At 70.4% G+C, this 19601-nt stretch carries 15 protein-coding genes; 11 read left to right on the top strand and 4 right to left on the bottom strand.

Features of this window, described 5'->3' with window-relative positions:
• Positions 1–87: 87 nt before the first annotated feature.
• The 7 genes from AC1DWC_RS15495 (at position 88) to AC1DWC_RS15465 (ending at position 10929) form a co-directional block, all read left to right on the top strand.
• Positions 88–1218, top strand: coding sequence for a lipase family protein (locus AC1DWC_RS15495; protein ID WP_477909400.1), 1131 nt, complete (start codon positions 88–90; stop codon positions 1216–1218).
• Between the two features lie 154 nt (positions 1219–1372).
• Positions 1373–2554 carry a lipase family protein gene (locus AC1DWC_RS15490; protein ID WP_477909398.1) on the top strand — a complete coding sequence of 394 codons (1182 nt, stop codon included), beginning with the start codon at positions 1373–1375 and terminating at the stop codon, positions 2552–2554.
• Between the two features lie 98 nt (positions 2555–2652).
• Positions 2653–4332, top strand: coding sequence for an energy-dependent translational throttle protein EttA (ettA, locus tag AC1DWC_RS15485; RefSeq protein ID WP_477909396.1), 1680 nt, complete (start codon positions 2653–2655; stop codon positions 4330–4332).
• Positions 4333–4335: 3 nt separating this feature from the next.
• Complete coding sequence (locus tag AC1DWC_RS15480; protein WP_072844911.1) at positions 4336–4758, top strand: acyl-CoA thioesterase; 423 nt, start codon at positions 4336–4338, stop codon at positions 4756–4758.
• A 108-nt stretch (positions 4759–4866) separates the two neighbouring features.
• A complete protein-coding gene (locus tag AC1DWC_RS15475) occupies positions 4867–9804 on the top strand; it encodes an NAD-glutamate dehydrogenase (RefSeq protein ID WP_477909394.1) in 4938 nt (1645 codons plus the stop codon).
• Positions 9801–10253 carry an acyl-CoA thioesterase gene (locus tag AC1DWC_RS15470; RefSeq protein ID WP_477909392.1) on the top strand — a complete coding sequence of 151 codons (453 nt, stop codon included), beginning with the start codon at positions 9801–9803 and terminating at the stop codon, positions 10251–10253. Before AC1DWC_RS15475 ends, AC1DWC_RS15470 begins: the two co-directional genes overlap by 4 nt.
• Positions 10246–10929, top strand: coding sequence for a DUF8010 domain-containing protein (locus tag AC1DWC_RS15465; RefSeq protein ID WP_477909390.1), 684 nt, complete (start codon positions 10246–10248; stop codon positions 10927–10929). The genes AC1DWC_RS15470 and AC1DWC_RS15465 overlap by 8 nt, the downstream gene beginning before the upstream one ends.
• 59 nt (positions 10930–10988) lie before the next feature.
• On the opposite strand, the gene AC1DWC_RS15460 is transcribed toward AC1DWC_RS15465, so the two are convergent.
• The gene (locus tag AC1DWC_RS15460) at positions 10989–12578 is read right to left on the bottom strand and encodes a glycoside hydrolase family 13 protein (protein ID WP_477909388.1); all 1590 of its coding nucleotides are present in this window, start codon (positions 12576–12578) and stop codon (positions 10989–10991) included.
• A 66-nt stretch (positions 12579–12644) separates the two neighbouring features.
• Entirely contained in the window at positions 12645–13040 is a 396-nt protein-coding gene (locus tag AC1DWC_RS15455; RefSeq protein WP_477909386.1) for a globin, read from the bottom strand.
• 232 nt (positions 13041–13272) lie between these two features.
• Between AC1DWC_RS15455 and AC1DWC_RS15450 the strand changes: the two genes are divergently transcribed.
• The 3 genes from AC1DWC_RS15450 to AC1DWC_RS15440 all read left to right on the top strand — a co-directional run bounded on the left by AC1DWC_RS15450 (position 13273) and on the right by AC1DWC_RS15440 (position 14713).
• Complete coding sequence (locus AC1DWC_RS15450) at positions 13273–13932, top strand: HNH endonuclease (RefSeq protein WP_083577330.1); 660 nt, start codon at positions 13273–13275, stop codon at positions 13930–13932.
• Between the two features lie 63 nt (positions 13933–13995).
• Complete coding sequence (ctaJ, locus tag AC1DWC_RS15445; RefSeq protein WP_072844918.1) at positions 13996–14256, top strand: aa3-type cytochrome oxidase subunit CtaJ; 261 nt, start codon at positions 13996–13998, stop codon at positions 14254–14256.
• Positions 14243–14713 (top strand): DUF5130 domain-containing protein, encoded by a 471-nt coding sequence (locus AC1DWC_RS15440; RefSeq protein ID WP_477909383.1) that lies wholly within the window; start codon positions 14243–14245, stop codon positions 14711–14713. Before ctaJ ends, AC1DWC_RS15440 begins: the two co-directional genes overlap by 14 nt.
• Before the next feature lie 109 nt (positions 14714–14822).
• Here AC1DWC_RS15440 and pepN read toward each other — a convergent pair whose 3' ends face one another.
• Positions 14823–17402 (bottom strand): aminopeptidase N, encoded by a 2580-nt coding sequence (pepN, locus tag AC1DWC_RS15435; protein ID WP_477909381.1) that lies wholly within the window; start codon positions 17400–17402, stop codon positions 14823–14825.
• A gap of 84 nt (positions 17403–17486) precedes the next feature.
• Positions 17487–18716, bottom strand: a complete 1230-nt coding sequence (locus AC1DWC_RS15430; RefSeq protein ID WP_072844921.1) for an NAD(P)/FAD-dependent oxidoreductase — start codon at positions 18714–18716, stop codon at positions 17487–17489.
• Positions 18717–18947: 231 nt separating this feature from the next.
• On the opposite strand from AC1DWC_RS15430, the gene AC1DWC_RS15425 reads away from it, so the two are divergent.
• Positions 18948–19556, top strand: coding sequence for a mycothiol-dependent nitroreductase Rv2466c family protein (locus tag AC1DWC_RS15425; RefSeq protein ID WP_477909378.1), 609 nt, complete (start codon positions 18948–18950; stop codon positions 19554–19556).
• Positions 19557–19601: the final 45 nt, after the last annotated feature.

The raw sequence follows: 19601 nt of genomic DNA, 5'->3' as shown, positions 1-19601 counted from the left end.
TCGATATGCAGGTTGGACGCTGTAGAAAGGCCTACTGTTGGTCCGTCCGACTGCGTGGGCCGATCCGGCGAGCGGGAGACGATCGCGATGGAACGCACCAGAATTCACGCTCTGACCGTGCTACTCGTGACCCTCGCGGTCGCCTGGGTGGCGGTGCCCGCCGCCGTTCGTGCCGCTCCGGCGGCGCCGGGCGAAGTGCTCTCGAAACAGGAGATGCCCGCGGCCGTGGCGGTCCCCGGGGCGGCCCGGGCATACCGCCTGACCTACCGGACCACCGACCACTTCGGGGCGCCCGCCGTGAGCAGCGGGGCGGTGTACGTGCCGCCGGGCAACCCACCGGCGGGCGGTTGGCCGGTCATCTCGTACGCGCACGGCACCATCGGTGTCGCGGACGCCTGCGCGCCGTCCGTCGTCGGGCTGTACGAACCGGAGTCCCAGTACGTGGCGCGGTGGCTGGCCCGCGGATACGCGGTGGTGGCCACCGACTACATCGGGCTCGGCACCGACGGTCCGCTGCCCTACCTCGACGGACTGGCCGCTGCGTACTCGGTCATAGACATGGTGCGCGCCGCCCGCTCCGCGGTCGGTGACCTGTCGCCGCGGTGGCTGGTGGCCGGACTCTCGCAGGGCGGGCAGGCGGCGATGTTCACGGCGCACGAGGCCACCCGGTACGCGCCGGAGCTCGACTACCGCGGCGCCGTCGCGCTGGGTGTGCCGTCGAACCTGGAGCAGATATTTCCGCTCGCCGGGCCGGGGATCCCGAACTTCGGGGTTGCCGGGCTCACCGTGTTCCTGCTGTACACGGTGATGGGTCTCGGCGAGGTGCGTCCGGATCTGAACCTGGACGGGTATCTCTCGCCGCGTGGTCGGGACCTGGCAGCGAAGGCCGAGCAGGTGTGCACCGTTGACCTGCGACCGTCCATCGGCAACGCGTCGGTCGGAGACCTGTTCTCGAGGTCTCTGAACAACACCCAGGTCAGGCGCGCGTTCGCCGACTACCTGGCCGTCCCGACCGCCGGCTACGACAGGCCGGTCTTCCTCGGTCAGGGCCTCTCGGACCTGGTTGTGCCCTTCCCGCTGAACGTGAAGCTGGCCGCCGACCTCGCGCTGCGCGGCGCCCGGGTGGACTTCCGCACCTATCCCGGCACCGACCACGTCGGAACCCTCTCGGCATCCTTCGACGACTCGACGCGCTTCGTCGACCGGATACTGCGCTGAGCTCTCTGGCCGGCGCGTCCGAACGCGCCGGCCAGAGCGCGGCGGCGTCGCTGCCGGACGCGGCCGCCGTTGTGCGACCACAGTTTTGATTCTGTGGGCATGGATTCAGGTCGGGAACATAACCGCCCACTGCGCCTTCGAAGTGGGGTAGACAATGACCGTGGCGCAGACACCGACGAAGAGGCCGACCATCGAGACCACCCGTTTCCGCCGACTGGGCATCGTGACAGCCGCGGTGGCGGTGCTTGCGCTGACGGCTCCGACCGCGGTGTCGGCGGCCCCCGCTCCGGCCGGGGCGCCGGGGACGGTGGTGTCCGTCGAGACGCTGCCCGCCGACGCCCAGCTCGTCGGCGCCCACGACTCGGAGCGCCTCACCTACTGGACGGAGGGTCCGACCGGCGGGCCCGCGCTCAGCACCGGCGCCGTGTACCTGCCCGACGGCCCGACACCGGCCGGCGGCTGGCCGGTGGTCTCCTGGGCGCACGGCACCACCGGAGTCGCGGACGCCTGCGCCCCGTCGCACGGGGAGATCTCCGACTTTGCCCACACGTACCTCGGGACGTGGCTGGCGAAGGGCTTTGCGGTGGTGGCCTCGGACTTCGTCGGGCTCGGTACCGACGGAACACACGCGTACCTGCACGGCCGCAGCGAGGGACGCGCGGTCATCGACATGGTCCGCGCCGCCCGCGCGGTGACGCCGGAGCTGTCGCCCACGTGGGTGGCGGTCGGGCATTCGCAGGGCGGACACGCCGCCATGTTCGCCGCGCACGAGGCGACCCGGTACGCACCCGAACTCGACTACCGGGGAGCAGTCGCCACCGGGACCCCGGCGAACCTGGAGGAGCTGTTCCCGCTCGGCGGGCCGGGATTTCCGAACCTGGGGCTGAGCGGACTGCCCGCGTTTGCCGCCTACGTGGTCGACGGGCTGCGGGTGGCCCGGCCGGACATCCGCGTCGACGACTACCTCACCCCGATCGGTGCCGGGCTGGTCCGCAGGTCCGAGCAGCTGTGCTTCACCGAACTGCTGGCCGAGGCCGAGGCCGAGGCCGGGGACGTCGGGGTGGGCGAGATGCTGTCCCGGCCGCTCGGCGACGACACGTTCCGCACCGCGATCCGCGAGTACCTTTCGGTGCCCACCACGGGCTACGACCGGCCGGTGTTCGTCGGGCACGGATTGCAGGACACGACGGTGCCGTACCCGCTCGGCGCGAAGCTGGCCGCGGACCTGGCGCTGAACGGACAGGACGTGACGTTCCGGACCTATCCGGGCGCGCACCGGGTGTCGGCGTTGGAGTCGCTGCCGGACGTCACCGCGTTCGTGCGGGCCCTGATCTGACCTGCGGCGGGGSCGGKTCTCGGCCCCGCCCCGGGTGGATTGGGGCCCTGCCCCGCGTGGATTGGGGCGCCGCCACGGCGGGCGATACTCTGGTGCCCATGGCGGAGTTCATTTACACGATGAAGAAGGTGCGCAAGGCGCACGGCGACAAGGTCATCCTCGATGACGTCACGATGAGCTTCTACCCCGGCGCGAAGATCGGTGTGGTCGGGCCGAACGGTGCGGGTAAGTCCAGCATCCTCAAGATCATGGCCGGACTGGACCAGCCCGGCAACGGCGAGGCGTTCCTCGCGCCCGGCGCCACGGTCGGCATCCTCATGCAGGAGCCGGAGCTCGACGAGACCAAGACCGTCCGCCAGAACGTCGAGGACGGCCTGGGCGAGGTGATGGTCCAGCTCAAGCGGTACAACGAGATCGCCGAGCTGATGGCCACCGACTACTCCGACGAGCTGATGGAGGAGATGGGCGAGCTCCAGGAGAAGCTCGACCACGCCGACGCCTGGGAGATCGACTCCCAGCTCGAGCAGGCCATGGACGCCCTCCGCTGCCCGCCGCCGGAGGACATGGTCACCCACCTCTCCGGTGGCGAGAAGCGCCGCGTGGCGCTGTGCAAGCTGCTGCTGAGCAAGCCCGACCTGCTGCTCCTCGACGAGCCCACCAACCACCTCGACGCCGAGTCGGTGCTGTGGCTCGAGCAGCACCTCGCCGCCTACCCCGGCGCCATCCTCGCCGTCACCCACGACCGGTACTTCCTCGACCACGTCGCGCAGTGGATCTGTGAGGTCGACCGCGGCCGGCTCTACCCGTACGAGGGCAACTACTCCACCTACCTGGAGCAGAAGGCGCAGCGCCTCGAGGTGTCCGGCAAGAAGGACCAGAAGCTCCAGAAGCGGCTCAAGGAAGAGCTCGCCTGGGTGCGTTCGGGCGCCAAGGCCCGTCAGGCCAAGAACAAGGCCCGCCTCGACCGTTACGAGGAGATGGCCAACGAGGCCGAGAAGACCCGCAAGCTCGACTTCGACGAGATCCAGATCCCGGCCCCGCCGCGGCTGGGTGACGTGGTGGTCGAGGTGTCGAACCTGGACAAGGGCTTCGACGGCCGCGTCCTGATCAAGGACCTGTCGTTCACACTGCCGCGTAACGGCATCGTCGGCGTCATCGGCCCCAACGGTGTCGGTAAGACGACGCTGTTCAAGACCATCGTCGGTCTCGAGGAGCCGGACGCGGGCGAGGTGAAGATCGGTCAGACGGTCAAGCTCAGCTACGTCGACCAGAACCGCAGCGGCATCGACCCGAAGAAGACCGTCTGGGAGACGGTGTCCGACGGACTCGACTTCATCGTCGTCGGTCAGACCGAGTTCCCGTCCCGGGCGTACATCAGCTCGTTCGGCTTCAAGGGTCACGACCAGCAGAAGCCGGCCGGGGTGCTCTCCGGTGGTGAGCGCAACCGCCTGAACCTGGCGATGACGCTCAAGCAGGGCGGCAACCTGATCCTGCTCGACGAGCCGACCAACGACCTCGACGTCGAGACCCTCGGTTCGCTGGAGAACGCGCTCGAGGAGTTCCCGGGTTGCGCCGTGGTCATCTCGCACGACCGCTGGTTCCTGGACCGCACCTGCACCCACATCCTGGCGTGGGAAGGCGGATTCGGCGACAACGAGGCGGCCTGGTACTGGTACGAGGGCAACTTCGAGGGCTACGAGGCCAACAAGGTCGAGCGCCTCGGCCCCGACGCCGCTCGGCCGCACCGGGTCACGCACCGCAAGCTCACCCGAGACTGATCTGTGCCGAACAAGACGTACACCTGCGAGATCCAGGTGCGCTGGGGCGATTCCGACCGCCTCGGCCATGTGAACAACGTGCTCTTCGTCGAGTACGCACAGGAGGCGCGGGTCAAGTTCTTCCGCGACTGCATCTGGACCGCGGGCGTACAGGCCACCGCCACGGTGGTCCGCAAGATGGAGATCGAGTACCTGCGGCCGGTCACCGACGAGTCGGGTCCGCTCACGGCGGAGGTCTACATCCTGCACATCGGGAACAGTTCGTTCGAGGTCCGGCACGTCATGCGGGACCGGCACGGCCACACCTGCGCGGTCGCGGACAGCGTGCTGGTCGGCTTCGACCGTAAGACGGACAAGTCGACGCCGCTCGCCGACGCGGTCCGGACGGCGCTGGCCGAGTACGCGGTCGCGGCCGTCGTCGACTGACCCCGAGCCACCCCGGCGCAGCAGCAACGGCGTCCGTGTCGCCCCCCCCGGCCCCGCGGCTAGGCTCAGCGGAGCACACCTGTCACATCGACCAGGGAGTGGCCCGCGATGACCGTATCGGCAGATCGTTTCGACGAGCAGTGGGCGATGAGCCTGCCCGCGGCCCTCGTCTCCCACCTGGAGGAGGTGGCGGCCGCCTACTTCCGCAACACCGATTTCGCCTGGACCGGGGGCGTGGTCTCGGACGACGCGATGCGCGGGTTCCGCGAGCATCTGATGTTCGCGCGCCACCGCCGGCCGGGCCAGTCGCTGTCCCGGGTGTTCACCCCCGCGGTCGGGTCTCCGGCCGTGCAGATCGCCACCGATGACATGCCGATGCTGGTCGAGTCGGTGACCGCGTTGCTCACCAGGCTCGGCGTCACCGTCGTGGAGATCGTGCACCCCGTCCTGCGGGTGCGACGCGGCCCCGCCGGCGACCTCGAGGACGTCCTGGTCAACGGCGCGTCGGCCGCCGAGGAGGCGGGCTCCGACACCGGCACGGACGGGTCGCTGTGGTCGGAGTCGTGGATGCACCTGCAGTTGCACCCCGCCACGGACGCGGCCCTGCTCGGGCAGATCGGCGAGGCGGTCCACGACGTGTTGCTCGACGTCCGTCAGGTGATCGCGGACACCGATGCGATGCGCTACAGCCAGCTCGCGCTCGCCGAGGAACTCGAGGCCCACGCGGACCGCGGGGACTGCCGGTACCCGGAGGACGACGTCCGGGACTGCGCGGAGCTGCTGCACTGGCTCGCGGGCGGAAACTTCGCCCTGCTCGGCTACCGGCGCTACGAGTTCGAGGACACCACCGGCACCGTCCGCCCGCGGGCCCACATCGTCCCCGACAGCGGACTCGGAGTGCTCGGCTCCCACACCCTCACCGACCACGGCATCGACCTGCCCGCGCCGGTGCTCTGGCCGGAGCGCCCGCTGCTGATGTTCTCGCAGGGGCCCGCCCCGGCGACCGTGCACCGATCGGTGTACCCGTTCTTCGTCGCGGTCACCGCGCTGGGGGAGGACGGACGGACCGTCGGCGAACACCGCTTCCTCGGTGTGTTCACGGTCACCGCGCTGCACGAGAACATCCTCGACATCCCGGTGATCGCCCGGCGGGCCCACTCGGTGATCGAGCGGGCCGGCTTCGACCTGCACTCGTTCTCCGGTCAGGCGATGCTCGAGGTGATCCAGTCCTTCCCCCGCGCGGAACTGTTCGCCAGCGACGAGGACACGCTGTACGAGACGGTGCTGTCGGTGCTGGCCATCGGCGTGCGCCGGCAGGCTCGGTTGTTCCTGCGCGACGACCACTACGGACACTTCACCTCGGCGCTGGTGTACCTGTCCCGGGACCGGTACAACACCCGGGCCCGCCTGGCGATGCAGTCGATCCTGATGCGCGAGCTGCGCGGCGCCAGCCTCGAGTACAGCGTGCGGGTCACCGAGTCCGACCTCGCGATGGTGCACTTCACGATCCGCCGGACCATGGAAGACGGTGCGGCGGTGGATGTCTCGGCAAAGAACCGGGAACGCATCGAGGGCCTGCTCGCGGCGGCGACCCGGGCCTGGGACGACGATCTGATGGACGCGACGGTGGACGAGCCGCGAGTGACGACGCTGACCGCTCAGCGGTACGCCACGGCGCTGCCCGAGGGCTACAAGGAGGACTTCGACCAGGCCCGGGCCACCCACGACATCGTCCGACTCGAGGCGCTGACGGGGGACGCGATCGACCTGCAGCTCTACCGCCGGCGCAACGCCGCGCCCGGCCAGTGGCGGTTCACGCTGTACATCGCGGGCGGGGACGGGGTGTCCCTGAGTCAGGTGCTGCCGGTGCTCCAGTCCCTCGGCGTCGAGGTGATCGACGAGCGACCCTACGAGGTGACCCGGCCCGACGGAATACGGTGCTGGATCTACGATTTCGGTCTTTCCGCGGCCCCGGAACTGATCGACTCGTCGGTGGAGGAGGACCTGGACCGGGAACTCGACGAGGCCGACGACCTGGACGAGTCGGTGGCGGCCCGCGAGTTGCAGCGACGCTTCACCGAGGCGTTCACCTCGGTCTGGCAGGGTCGGTCCGAGCCGGACCGGTTCAACGAGTTGGTGCTGCGGTCGGGCCTCGAGTGGCGGCAGGCGGTGGTCCTGCGGGCATACGCAAAGTACCTGCGGCAGGCCAGGTTCCCGTACAGCCAGTTCCACATCGAGGGTGTGCTGGTCGACCACGCGCACACCACCAGACTGCTCAGCGATTTGTTCCGTGCGATCTTCGACCCCGACGCGGCGTCCGCGGACCGTGCCGAGACCCTGGTCGCCGAACTGCGGTCCCGGATCGACGCCGTCGTCAGCCTCGACGAGGACCGCATCCTGCGCGGCATGCTCGGGCTGGTCCTGGCGACGCTGCGCACCAACGCCTACGTCACCGACGCCGACGCCGCGTACCGGGACGTCCTGGTGTTCAAGCTCGATCCGAGCCAGATCGCCGACCTGCCCAGGCCGCGTCCGCGTTTCGAGGTGTTCGTCTACTCGCCGCGGGTCGAGGGCGTGCACCTGCGGTTCGGCCCGGTGGCCCGCGGCGGGCTGCGCTGGTCCGACCGTCGGGAGGACTTCCGCACCGAGGTGCTCGGGCTGGTCAAGGCGCAGGCGGTGAAGAACGCGGTGATCGTGCCCGTCGGCGCGAAGGGCGGGTTCGTGGTGAAGCGTCCGCCCGCGCCCACCGGGGACGCCGGGGCGGACCGGCAGGCGGCCCTCGCCGAGGGGCAGGCGTGCTACCGGCTGTTCGTCTCCGGACTGCTCGACGTCACCGACAACGTCGACCGGGCGAGCGGCGCGGTGCTGCCCGCACCGCGGGTGGTGCGGCGCGACGGCGACGACACCTACCTGGTGGTGGCGGCAGACAAGGGCACCGCGGCCTTCTCCGATCTCGCCAACGACGTTGCGGCGCAGTACGACTACTGGCTCGGCGACGCGTTCGCCTCGGGCGGCTCGGTCGGGTACGACCACAAGGCGATGGGCATCACCGCACGGGGCGCCTGGGAGTCGGTCAAGCGGCACTTCCGGGAGTTGGGGCTCGACACCGCCGCCGAGGACTTCACGGTGGCCGGCATCGGTGACATGAGCGGCGACGTGTTCGGGAACGGGATGCTGCTCAGCCGGCACATCCGCCTGGTCGCGGCGTTCGACCACCGGCACATCTTCCTGGACCCGAGCCCGGCGCCGGAGAGCTCCTTCGCCGAGCGGCAGCGGCTGTTCGGGTTGCCGCGGTCCTCGTGGGCGGACTACGACGCCTCGCTGATCGGTGCGGGCGGCGGGGTCTGGGAACGCACCCGCAAGTCGGTCCCGATCAGTGCCGAGGCGCGCGCGGTGCTCGGACTGGACGACGAGGTCGTCGAGCTGTCCCCGCCCGAGCTGGTGCGCGCGATCCTGCGGGCTCCGGTGGACCTGTTGTGGAACGGCGGTATCGGGACCTACGTGAAGGCGGCCGACGAGACCGACGCGCAGGTGGGGGACAAGTCGAACGACGGGGTCCGGGTCGACGGCGGCGAGCTGCGGGCGCGGGTGGTGGGTGAGGGCGGCAACCTCGGGTTCACCTCGCGCGGGCGCATCGAGTACGACCTGGCCGGCGGCCGGATCAACACCGACGCGGTGGACAACTCCGCCGGTGTGGACTGCTCCGACCACGAGGTGAACATCAAGATCCTGCTGGACGCGGCCGTGCACACCGGCGCGCTGCCGAGGCAGGAGCGCAACGAGCTGCTCGCCTCGATGACCGACGAGGTCACCCGGCTGGTGCTTGCCGACAACGTCCTGCAGAACGAGTTGATGGGGGCCTCTCGGGCGGACGCGCCGTTGATGCTCTCGGTGCACGAGCGCCTGATCGATCGGCTGGAGAGCAAGCGGGGCCTGGACCGGGAGCTCGAGGCGCTGCCCACGACCGCGGAGATCGCCCGACGCCGCACCGCCGGGATCGGTCTCACCTCACCGGAACTGGCCACCCTGCTGGCCCATGTGAAGCTCGAGCTCAAGGACGACCTGCTCGCCAGCGAGCTTCCCGACAGCGACACCTACGCCGGCCGCCTGCCCCGGTACTTCCCGGTCCCGTTGCGGGACCGGTTCGCCGCGCAGATCCGGGGGCACCGGCTGCGGCGGCAGATCGTGGCCACCCTGCTGGCCAACGAGACCGTCGACCGGGGCGGCATCAGTTACGTGTACCGGCTCCGTGAGGAGGCCGGGGCCAACAGCACCGACGCCACCCGCGCCTTCAGCGCCGCCGCCGAGATCTTCGACCTGCGTGCGGTGTGGGTCGAGATCGGCTCGGCGCCGGTCGATTCCACCGTCAGCGACGAGCTGACCCTGGAGTCGTGCCGGCTGCTCGACCGGGCCTCACGCTGGCTGCTGTCCAACCGTCCGCAGCCGGTGGCCGTCGGCGCCGAGATCAACCGGTACGCCGCGCGGGTGCGGGCGCTGACCCCGCGGATCGCGGGCTGGCTGACCGGGCACCACGTGACCTACCTCGACGCCCGGATGGCGGGAGTGATCGAGCGGGGCTGCCCGCACGAGCTGGCGGAGCGGGTGTACCGGCTGCTCGACGTGTTCCCGGTGCTCGACATCATTGATATCGCGGACATCACCGAACGTGAGCACGACGAGGTCGGGCAGCTGTACTACGCGCTCGACGAGCACCTCGGGATCGACGAACTGCTCACGGCCGTATCGGGTCTCGAACGCGGCGACCGGTGGCACTCGCTGGCCCGGCTGGCGTTGCGCGACGACCTGTACGGTTCGTTGCGGTCGCTGACCATGGACGTACTCGTCGCGGGCGAACCGGACGAGAGCGCGGCCGAGAAGATCGCGGACTGGGAGTCCACGAATTCGTCCCGGCTCGCCAGGGCACGGGCCGCGCTCACCGAGATCATCGAGTCTGGGACGCTGGACCTGGCGACGCTCTCGGTGGCGGCGCGTCAGGTACGGAGCATGGTGCGCGGAGCGGGCACCCGATCGGAAGGAACTCGATGACTGTCGAGGCTGTAGGCACCACGACGGAGGGAGCGGTGGGCTTCCACACGAAGGTCGGGGTGCGGTGGTCCGACATGGACGTTTTCCAGCACATCAACCACGCCCGCATGGTGACGCTGCTCGAGGAGGCTCGCATCCCCTGGCTGTTCGAGGAGGGGCGGCCGACGGTGTCACTGCGGGAGGGCGCGGTGATCGCGGACCTGCACGTGCGTTACCGCGGCCAGTTGCGGCACGACGACGGCCCGCTCGACGTGTTGATGTGGATCGAGTCGGTGCGCGCGGTCGACTTCACCATCGGGTACGAGGTGCGGGCGGGCGGTGCGGACCCGGCGTCGGCGCCGGCGATCGTGGCGTCCACCCAGATTGCGGCGTTCGACATCGACACCCAGCGCCTGCGTCGGCTCACGGCCGGCGAGCGCGGCTACCTGGAGAGCTGGAAGCGTGCATGAACGCGGCCTGACCGTCCCGGACCGGGGTGAGCGGGAGAACCTCGCGACCTTCCTCGCCCGGGCGATCAGGTTGGACGAGGCCGTGGTCGTGCGACTGCGCCAGCGCGGCGAGGATCTGTTGGAGGCCTGGGCGACAACGGGTTTCGATGCCCTCGCGGCGCGGGTGGTGTCCGGACGGGTCGCACCCGCAGACACCACGGCGGCCGGTGACACGCTGCTGCGCGCGCTGACCGAGGCGACGGGTGCCCACGTCGACCCGGGTTTCTCGATGGACTCGGCCTGGCAGGGTGCGTTGCCGCCGGTCGAGGGATTCGTGCACGTCGACGACGTGCCGGCGCGGGTGCTCGTGGAGTTGGCGCAGCAGGGCGTGGCGGTGGCCAAGGACTTCGGCAGCAGCCAGGGCCCGCCCGCGTCCCTGCTCGCGCAGGACGTACTCACCGTCGACGGCGCGGGGGAGCAGGTCGCGGTGTCGATGCGCACGGTGTTCGCATTGGCGGCAATGGGATTCATCCCGCACGCCGGTGCGGCGCCGCTGGCGTTGGACGCCGACCTGGCGCGGATCGACGCGGACGAGACGGTGCGGATCCGGGTGACCAAGAGCTGGCTCCGGCTCGATGCCCGCTTCGGTTCGGTGTTCGCCCGGCGCGGCGGATCGCTGCCGCTGACCGTCATCTGACCGCACCCCGACCGACCTGACCGGGCTCCCCGGCCCGGTCGGGTCCGGGGCCCGGCGTCTCAGACCAGCCAGACCGCCGCGTTCGGCGGGAGTTCGCCGGCCGTCAGCGGGACACTGGCGAGCAGTACCTCGCCCGGCGGCATCGGGATGGGCGCATCGGAGGCGTTGAGCGCGCAGATGAGTCCGCCGCGCCGACGGAACGCCAGGCAGCTGGGAGGGCTTCCGTACCAGTCGATCTCGGCTCCGCTGAACTCCGGGCGGGTGGCCCGCAGGTCCAGCGCGGTGCGGTAGAGCGTCAGCATCGATCCCAGGTCCTCGAGCTGGGCCTCGACGGTGAGCGGGGCCCACTCGGGCGGCATCGGGAGCCACGGCGAGGCGCCGGAGGTGAACCCGAACGGCGGTGCGCCGCCCTCCCAGGGCAGCGGCACCCGGCAGCCGTCCCGGCCGCGCTCGGTGTGCCCGGACCGCTCCCAGACCGGGTCCTGCAGTGCCGCGTCGGGCAGGTCCACGTTCGGCAGTCCCAGCTCCGCCCCGTTGTAGACGAACGTGGCACCCGGCAGCGCCAGTTCGACCAGTGCCATCGCCCGCGCCCGGTCCGTGCCGACCCGGCCGCCGCCGTAGCGGGTGACCTCGCGTTCGACGTCGTGGTTGGACAGCGTCCAGGTGGGCGTGCCGCCGACGCCGGCGACCGCGGCCATCGAGTTCTCGATCGCCGCCCGCACCGGCTCGGCGCCGAACTCGGCCTCGGCGAGCCGGAAGTTGAAGCCCAGGTGGAGCTCGTCCGGGCGGATGTACTGGCCGAACCGCTCGTTGTCGCGGACCCAGATCTCGCCGACGGCCACCGTGCCCGGGTACTCGTCCATCACCGTGCGGAGCCCGCGGTGGATCTCGTGGACGCCGGGGTTGTTGAACCGCGGATCGTCGTCGTCGTTGCGCATCAGCCGGTTGGTGTCCCAGTCGTGGTCCGGCAGGCCCTCGGGCTTGGCCATGCCGTGCGCGACGTCGATGCGGAAGCCGTCCACGCCGCGGTCCAGCCAGAACCGCAGGGTCTTCGCCAGGTCCTCCGCGACCTCCGGGTTGTCCCAGTTCAGGTCGGGCTGTTCGCGGGCGAAGATGTGCAGGTACCACTGGCCGGGCGAGCCGTCGGCCTCGGTGACCCGGGTCCAGGCCGGGCCGCCGAAGATGCTCGGCCAGTTGTTCGGCGGCTCGGCGCCGTCCGGGCCGCGGCCGTCGCGGAACAGGTAGCGGGCACGCTCCGGGCTGCCCGGGGAGGCCGCCAGCGCCGCCCGGAACCACGGGTGCTCGGAGCTGGTGTGGTTGGGCACCAGGTCCATGGTGACCTTGATCTTGCGGGCGTGCGCCTCCTCGACGAGCGCCGTCATGACGTCCAGGTCGCCGAACAGCGGGTCGATGTCGCGGGGGTCGGAGACGTCGTAGCCGTGGTCGGCCATCGGCGAGCGCATCACCGGGCTCAGCCAGAGGGCGTCGACACCGAGCAGTTCGAGGTAGCCGAGCCGCTCCCGGACGCCGCCCAGGTCACCGACCCCGTCGCCGTTCGAGTCGGAGAACGAGCGCGGGTAGATCTGGTAGAACACCGCATTCGTCCACCACGGTTCTGCCGCCTGCGGCGCGTTCTCCTCGGTGCTCACAGGTTCACATAGTGCCAAACACCCGCTGCCGCCACGACCCGAGCGGCACCGCGCGGGCGTAGTCGGTCAGATCGGCGCGTTCACCATCGACGCGGCCGCCATGTCCATGTAGTCGGTGAGGGCGCGGCGGTGCGCGTCGCCGAGGATCTCCGGCTCGATCGACGCGATCGCGACGTGCATGCACCGCAGCCAGGCGTCCCGCTCGATCGGGCCGATCCGGAACGGCTGGTGGCGCAGCCGCAGCCGCGGGTGGCCGCGCTCGTCGGAGTAGGTGCGCGGGCCGCCCCAGTACTGCTCGAGGAACAACCGCATGCGGCGTTCGGCGGGGCCGAGGTCCTCTTCCGGGTACAGCGGCCGGACGATCTCGTCCTTGGCCACCTCCTCGTAGAACCGGGCGGTGAGCCGGCGGAACGTCTCGGCACCGCCGACTGCGTCGTAGAAGCTCATCTCGGGTTCAGTCATGGCGTCACCATTGTGCCTGCCACCGGGTGCGGTGTCGAAGCCAGTGCCCATGGGTCGTAGCGCCGGCCTGTGGGGTGGGGTGGTGACGTGTGGATTGTGGTGGTGACGTGCCGCGCCGGTGACACGGTCGTTGCCCAGTGTTCACCCGATGTCCGGTGTCCGATGTCAAAAATGGGCGTGCGCACGGCCGTCATCCGTGGTCAACTTGGAGGCACTTGTTTCCGGAGGTCGCATGAAGCACCGACAGGGCGCACGCGCGCATCGACAACTCGAGCCCACCGCTTCCCGCATGTCACGGGGACCGGGGGCTTCTCCGCTGCAATTGATCAACGAGGGCGCCAGACCCTCGGACCTGGGCGAGGACGCGGTACCCGCCTGGGTGAAACGCCGGGTGCTGCTGCTCAACGCCACCTACGAACCGCTCACCGCACTGCCCGTCCGTCGGGCCGTCGTCCTGCTGGTCTGCGCCAAGGCCGACGCCGTCCACGAGGACCCGCTGGGCCAGGTCATCCACTCCGCCGAGTACTCGCTGCAGGTGCCGTCCGTGATCCGGCTGCGCACCTACGTGCGCGTCCCGTACCGGGCCCGGATCCCCTTGACCCGCGCCGCGCTGATGCACCGGGACCGCTTCCGCTGCGCCTACTGCGGCGACAAGGCCGAGACCATCGACCACGTGGTCCCGCGCAGCCGAGGCGGCGGCCATTCCTGGGAGAACTGCGTCGCGTGCTGCGCGCCGTGCAACCACCGCAAGGCCGACAAGCTGCTCAGCGAGCTCGGCTGGACGCTGCGAGCCACATTGGTGCCGCCGAAGGGGCAGCACTGGCGGTTGCTCGCGGACAACAAGGAGCTCGACCCGGTGTGGTTGCGCTACCTGGGTGAGGGCGCGGCGTAGGCGGCTCGCGCGGAGTTGGCCCCGACGGTACGAATTGCCGCCGACTGGGCTACCGTTTGCCTCGTGAGCATTCTTGAGACAGTGCTGATCTTCGTAGCGATCCCCGTGGTCATCACGGCGATCATCGCGGGACTGTCCTACCTTGCCAAGCCGGTGGCGGGCACGACGCCCGAGCACTACTCGCTGGACAAGGAATGGACGCACAAGCCGGTGTTGTGGTCCGCAGTCGACGAGGTGACCGTTGCCGGTCACCACGGTGGACATGCGGCCATCGAGGCCGGTTCCGCAGATCTGATCGGAGGTACGGCAAGTGGCAGGTGGTAACCGTTTCCCGGCAGTGATCGAGGCCGACCTCCCGGTGGGGTCCGTGTTGACCGCCAGTGGTCGCGTCTCGTCGGTGCACCGCATCGGCGAGCCGTACGACGACCTGCCGTTCACCGTGGACGAGCTGGTGGCGCTCGACGACGCCATGACCGACGCGACCCGCGCGACCAAGGTGCGTTTCAACGCGTACATCGGCCCGCTCGGCGACGACCCGGCGGCCGGCGCGGAGGAGCTGTTCCCGACGACGCCCGAGGCCGAGCGTTCGGTGCTCATCGCGGTGTCGCCGAACCAGCGCGCCGTGGAGATCCGTGCGGGCAGGGCCGTGGCAGACCGGGTCACCGACCGGGTCGCGCAGCTCGGCGTGACCGCGGCGGTCTCCTCGTTCGGCGAGGCCGACCTGGTCGACGGCCTGATCAGCGCGATCCGGGTGATGAGCGCGGCCATCGCCCGCCCGTAGTTCTATTAGCTAGAGGGGACGTTCAGTCCCCACCCCCCATGTGACCGAATGTCGCATTCATTCAGCTGAGCTGAACGAATGCGGCATTCGGTCACCGGCGTCTGTGGGGTCAGCCGGCGTCGAACGCCCGCGCCGCGAGCGACCGCACGATCCCGGCCCGGCCCTCGACCACCAGCCGCCGCAGCGCCGGCGGGTGCTCACCGGCGAGGAACTCGTCCGCCGCGCCGACCGCCGCCTCGCTGATCGCCCACGCCGGGTACAGACCGATCACCACCGTCTGCGCGACCTCACTCGAGCGTCGTTCCCACACGCCGGGGATGTCCGCGAAGTAGCGGGTCAGGTACGGCTCGAGCACCGCGTCCTGCCCCGGTCCGGCGAACCCGCCGATGATGGCGCGGGCGGTGATGTTCGGGACCGAGTCGTCGTCGACGACCGTCGCCCAGGCCAGCGCCTTGGCCTCCGCCTGCGGCCGCAACGCCCGCGCGGCGGCCGCATGACGTGACCCGGCCGCGGTCGGGTCACGCTGCGCCTCGGCGTCGATGAAGGGCGACGCCACCGACTCCGCGTCCACCTCGCCGGCCGCGGCCAGCGCGTGCACCAGCCGCCAGCGCAGGTCGGTGTCCACCGTCAGGCCCGGCAGGCCGAGGCCGGCCGGGTCCGCGTCGAGCAGTTCCGTCAGCACCTCGGTGTGCCAGGCGGACAGCTGCGCGCCGGTCAGCGCGTTGACGAACGCGAGCTGGTGGTCGGAGCCCGCCTCGGCCTCGCGGGCCAGTTCCAGCAGCCGGTTCGCGAAGCCGGGCCAGCCGGTCTCGGCGGCCCAGTCCGGCTCGGCGTAGCTGCTCAGCGCGGTGTGCGCCTGCATCAGCAGCCGCTGCACGACGCCGACCTCGGTCTCGGCGCCGATGCCGCGCTGTACCAGCGCCACGAAGTCCCGGGCCTTGAGCTCGGCCTGCCGGGTCATCTCCCAGGCCGCGGACCAGGCGAGGGTGCGGGGCAGGGGGTCGGCGATGTCGCCGATCCGCTCGATCAGGGTGGACAGCGACTCGGCGTCGAGGCGCACCGAGCAGTAGGTGAGGTCGTCGTCGTTGACCAGGATCAGCTTGCCGCGGGCGACGCCGACCAGCTCCGGCACCTCGGTGCGCGGGCCCTCGACGTCCAGCTCGATGCGTTCGGTCCGGACCAGCTTCCCGGTGTCCGAGTCGTCGTAGATGCCGACGGCCAGCCGGTGCACCCGGGTCTCGCCCGCACCCGGCGCGGCGCCGTCCTGCAGCACCGCGAACGAGGTGAACCGGCCCTGCTCGTCGACGGTGAACTCCGGCCGCAGGATGTTCAGGCCGGTGGTCTTGAGCCACTGCGCGCCCCACTCGGACAGGTCGCGGCCCGAGGACTTCTCGAGCGCCGCGAGCAGGTCGTCGAAGGTGGCGTTGCCGAAGGCGTGCTCGGCGAAGTAGGCGCGCAGGCCGGCCAGGAACGGCTCCAGGCCGACGTACGCGACCAGCTGCTTGAGCACGCTGGCGCCCTTGGCGTAGGTGATGCCGTCGAAGTTCACCTCCACGGCGGCCAGGTCCGGGATGTCGGCGGCGATCGGGTGCGTAGAGGGCAGCTGGTCCTGCCGGTACGCCCAGGACTTCTCCACGTTCGCGAAGGTCGTCCAGGCGTTGGTGTACTCGGTGGCCTCGCTCTGGCACAGCACCGAGGCGAACGTCGCGAACGACTCGTTGAGCCACAGGTCGTCCCACCAGGTCATGGTCACCAGGTCGCCGAACCACATGTGCGCCATCTCGTGCAGCACCGTCTCCGCGCGCCGTTCGTAGGACGCCCGGGTGACCTTGGACCGGAAGACGTAGTCCTCCAGGAAGGTCACCGCGCCGGCGTTCTCCATCGCGCCCGCGTTGAACTCGGGCACGAACAGCTGGTCGTACTTGCCGAACGCGTACGGCACCCCGAAGTTGCGGTGGTAGAACTCGAAACCCTGCTTGGTCTCGGTGAACAACCGCTCGGCGTCCATGTGCTCGGCGAGCGAGGCGCGGCAGTAGATGCCCAGCGGGACGTGGCCGTGCTCGTCGGAGTAGCTGTCGCTCCACTGCGCGTACGGGCCGGCGATCAGGGCGACCAGGTAGGTGCTCATCCTCGGCGTGGTGCGGAAGTGGTGCTCGCCGGGTGTCGCGGCCAGGGTCTCGACCACGGCGGAGTTGGAGATCACCTGCCACTCGGTGGGCGCGGTGACCCGAACGTCGAAGGTGGCCTTGAGGTCCGGCTGGTCGAAGCAGGCGAACATCCGCTTGGCGTCGGCCGTCTCGAACTGCGAGTACAGGTAGACGGACTGGTCGGTGGGGTCGACGAAGCGGTGCAGGCCCTCACCGGTGTGCGAGTAGACGCAGTCGGCCTCCACGGTCAGCTCGTTGCGCTCGGCCAGGTCCGTCAACGTGATGCCGGTGGACTCGTCGTACCCGCTCACGTCCACCGCGCGCCCGTTGAGGGTGGCGCCGCGCACGGTCTGGGCGATGAGGTCCACGAACGTCGAGCCGCCGGCCTTCGCGCCGAACGTGACCGTGGTGCGGGAGCGGAAGGTGTGCTCGCCCGGGGCCCCGTTGCCGTCGGTCAGGTCCAGCTCGATGCGGTAGTTGTCGACCGTCAACAGCTCCGCGCGCTGCGCTGCCTGGTCGCGGGTCAGGTTCGGTGGGGCCACGTCGGACGCTCCTCGGGGTCGGGAAAGGTGTACGCCTCCATCCCATCACGACGCGCCGGACCCCACGACCGCTCGCGCCGACTCTCAGGCGGCGACCTCGGTGAGCGGCACGTTCGGATCGGACAGCGCCACCGGGTCGACCGGCATCCGGCCGAGGATCAGGGCCCGTACCACGTCGCCGACATCCCAGACGTTGACGTTCATCGCGGCCAGGACCCGGTGGTCGCCGTCGAGCCAGAACGCGACGAACTCGCGTCGGGCGACGTCGCCGCGCACCACGATCCGGGCGTAGTGGGGTGCGTAGCCGACGTACTCCATGCCGAGGTCGTACTGGTCGGTGAAGAAATACGGCAGGTTCGTGTAGTCGGTGGGGTGACCGAGCATGGTCGCCGCGGCCGCCGCCGGCTGGTTGAGCGCATTGGCCCAGTGCTCCACGCGGATTCGGGTGTCGAGCACCGGGTGGAAGTGCGCGGCGATGTCGCCGACCGCGACGATGTCCGGGTCGCTGGTCCGCAGCGCGGAGTCGACGACCACGCCGCCGTCCATCGTCAGTCCGGCCGACTCGGCCAGTTCGATGTTCGGTTGCGCGCCCACGGCGACGAGGACCGCGTCGGCGGCCAGCACGTCACCGGAGGCCAGCCGTACGCCCGTGGCCCGGCCGTCGGCGGTGGTGATCTCCTCGACCCGGGCCTGGAACCGGAGGTCGACGCCGTGCTCGCGGTGCATCTCGGCGAACACGGTGCCCATCTCGGCGCCCAGGGCGGCGAGCAACGGCAGTTCGGCCGCCTCGAGGACGGTGACGATCACGCCACGGTCGCGGGCGACGGCGGTGACCTCGAGCCCGATCCAGCCCGCACCGATCACCACCAGCCGTGCGCCGGGGGACAGGGCGTCGAGCAGGGCGTCGGACTCCTCGACGGTGCGCAGGAAGTGGACTCCGTCGGCGTCGGCGCCCGGGATCGGGGGGCGCCGGGAGCGGGACCCGGTGGCCAGCGCGAGCTTGTCGTAACCCAGCGTCGAGCCGTCGGGGAGGGTGACCAGGTGGGCGTCGCGGTCCAGGGCGGTGGCCGTGGTGCCGAGCCGCAGGTCGACGTGGTGGTCGCGGTACCAGTCGCCGTGGTGGACGGTGAACTCCGCGAGCGACTTCTTGCCCGCCATGTGTTCCTTGGACAGCGGCGGACGTTCGTAGGGGAGGTGGTCCTCCTCGCTCAGCAGCACGATCGACCCGTCGAAGTCCTTCTCACGGAGGGCTTCCGCCGTCTTCGCGCCGGCCAGGCCGCCGCCGACGATGACAAATGTGCGGTTCGATGACATCGCGTCACGCTCCGTTTCCCCAGGTGCTGGCGAACGATCGGATCCGAACGGGCCTTCGTCCCGACCCTACTGCCCGTGGGCGGCCCGTGGACCGAGAGCGGCGCACCCGGTGGTGCGGGAAGGAATCGGGGCCGTGGCAGGTTGGCATGGCAGGAGACCCGTGTCTCGAGTTCGTACCGACCCGCGTCGGGGTGGTTCGCCCCGACGATGCAGATGACAGGAGACCAGCCCGTGACCGCCAAGGACACCGCCGACTTTTGGTTCGACCCGCTCTGCCCGTGGTGCTGGATCACCTCGCGCTGGATCCTCGAGGTCGAGAAGGTCCGCGACATCGACGCCAACTTCCACGTGATGAGCCTGGCCGTGCTCAACGAGGGCCGCGACCTGCCCGAGGAGTACCAGGAACTGATGGTGCGCGCGTGGGGGCCGGTCCGGGTGGCGATCGCCGCGGCCCGCGACCACGGCGACAAAGTGCTGCTGCCGCTGTACACGGCGATGGGCACGCGCATCCACGACCAGGGCAACAAGGATCTGCCCGTCGTCATCGCGGAGGCCCTCGAGGAGGTCGGCCTGCCCGCGGAACTGGCCGCGGCGGCCGAGTCGGGCGACTACGACGAGGAACTGCGCGCCAGCCACAAGGCGGGCATGGACGCCGTCGGCCCCGACGTCGGCACCCCGACCATCCACGTCAACGGCGTCGCGTTCTTCGGGCCCGTGCTCTCGCGCATCCCGCGCGGCGAGGACGCGGGCAAGGTCTGGGACGGCACCGTCGCGCTGGCGTCGTACCCGCACTTCTTCGAGCTCAAGCGCACCCGGACCGAGGACCCCTCCTTCGACTAGGTGCTGCACACTCGTGCGCGGTTGACGGGTCGTTCGGACCAGTCA

The sequence above is a fragment of the Rhodococcus sp. P4_C10 genome (assembly GCF_056402135.1).
Note: the sequence above shows the minus strand (reverse complement) of the source record. Positions and strands in the feature narration are given on the sequence as shown.

Bases quoted from the DNA above. Each gene is read 5' to 3' on its own strand.
- AC1DWC_RS15490 (WP_477909398.1), top strand. From the start codon at position 1,373: ATGACCGTGGCGCAGACACCGACGAAGAGGCCGACCATCGAGACCACC.
- AC1DWC_RS15455 (WP_477909386.1), bottom strand. From the start codon at position 13,040: ATGACTGAACCCGAGATGAGCTTCTACGACGCAGTCGGCGGTGCCGAG.
- AC1DWC_RS15470 (WP_477909392.1), top strand. From the start codon at position 9,801: ATGACTGTCGAGGCTGTAGGCACCACGACGGAGGGAGCGGTGGGCTTC.
- AC1DWC_RS15495 (WP_477909400.1), top strand. From the start codon at position 88: ATGGAACGCACCAGAATTCACGCTCTGACCGTGCTACTCGTGACCCTC.
- AC1DWC_RS15475 (WP_477909394.1), top strand. From the start codon at position 4,867: ATGACCGTATCGGCAGATCGTTTCGACGAGCAGTGGGCGATGAGCCTG.
- AC1DWC_RS15450 (WP_083577330.1), top strand. From the start codon at position 13,273: ATGAAGCACCGACAGGGCGCACGCGCGCATCGACAACTCGAGCCCACC.
- AC1DWC_RS15430 (WP_072844921.1), bottom strand. From the start codon at position 18,716: ATGTCATCGAACCGCACATTTGTCATCGTCGGCGGCGGCCTGGCCGGC.
- ettA (WP_477909396.1), top strand. From the start codon at position 2,653: ATGGCGGAGTTCATTTACACGATGAAGAAGGTGCGCAAGGCGCACGGC.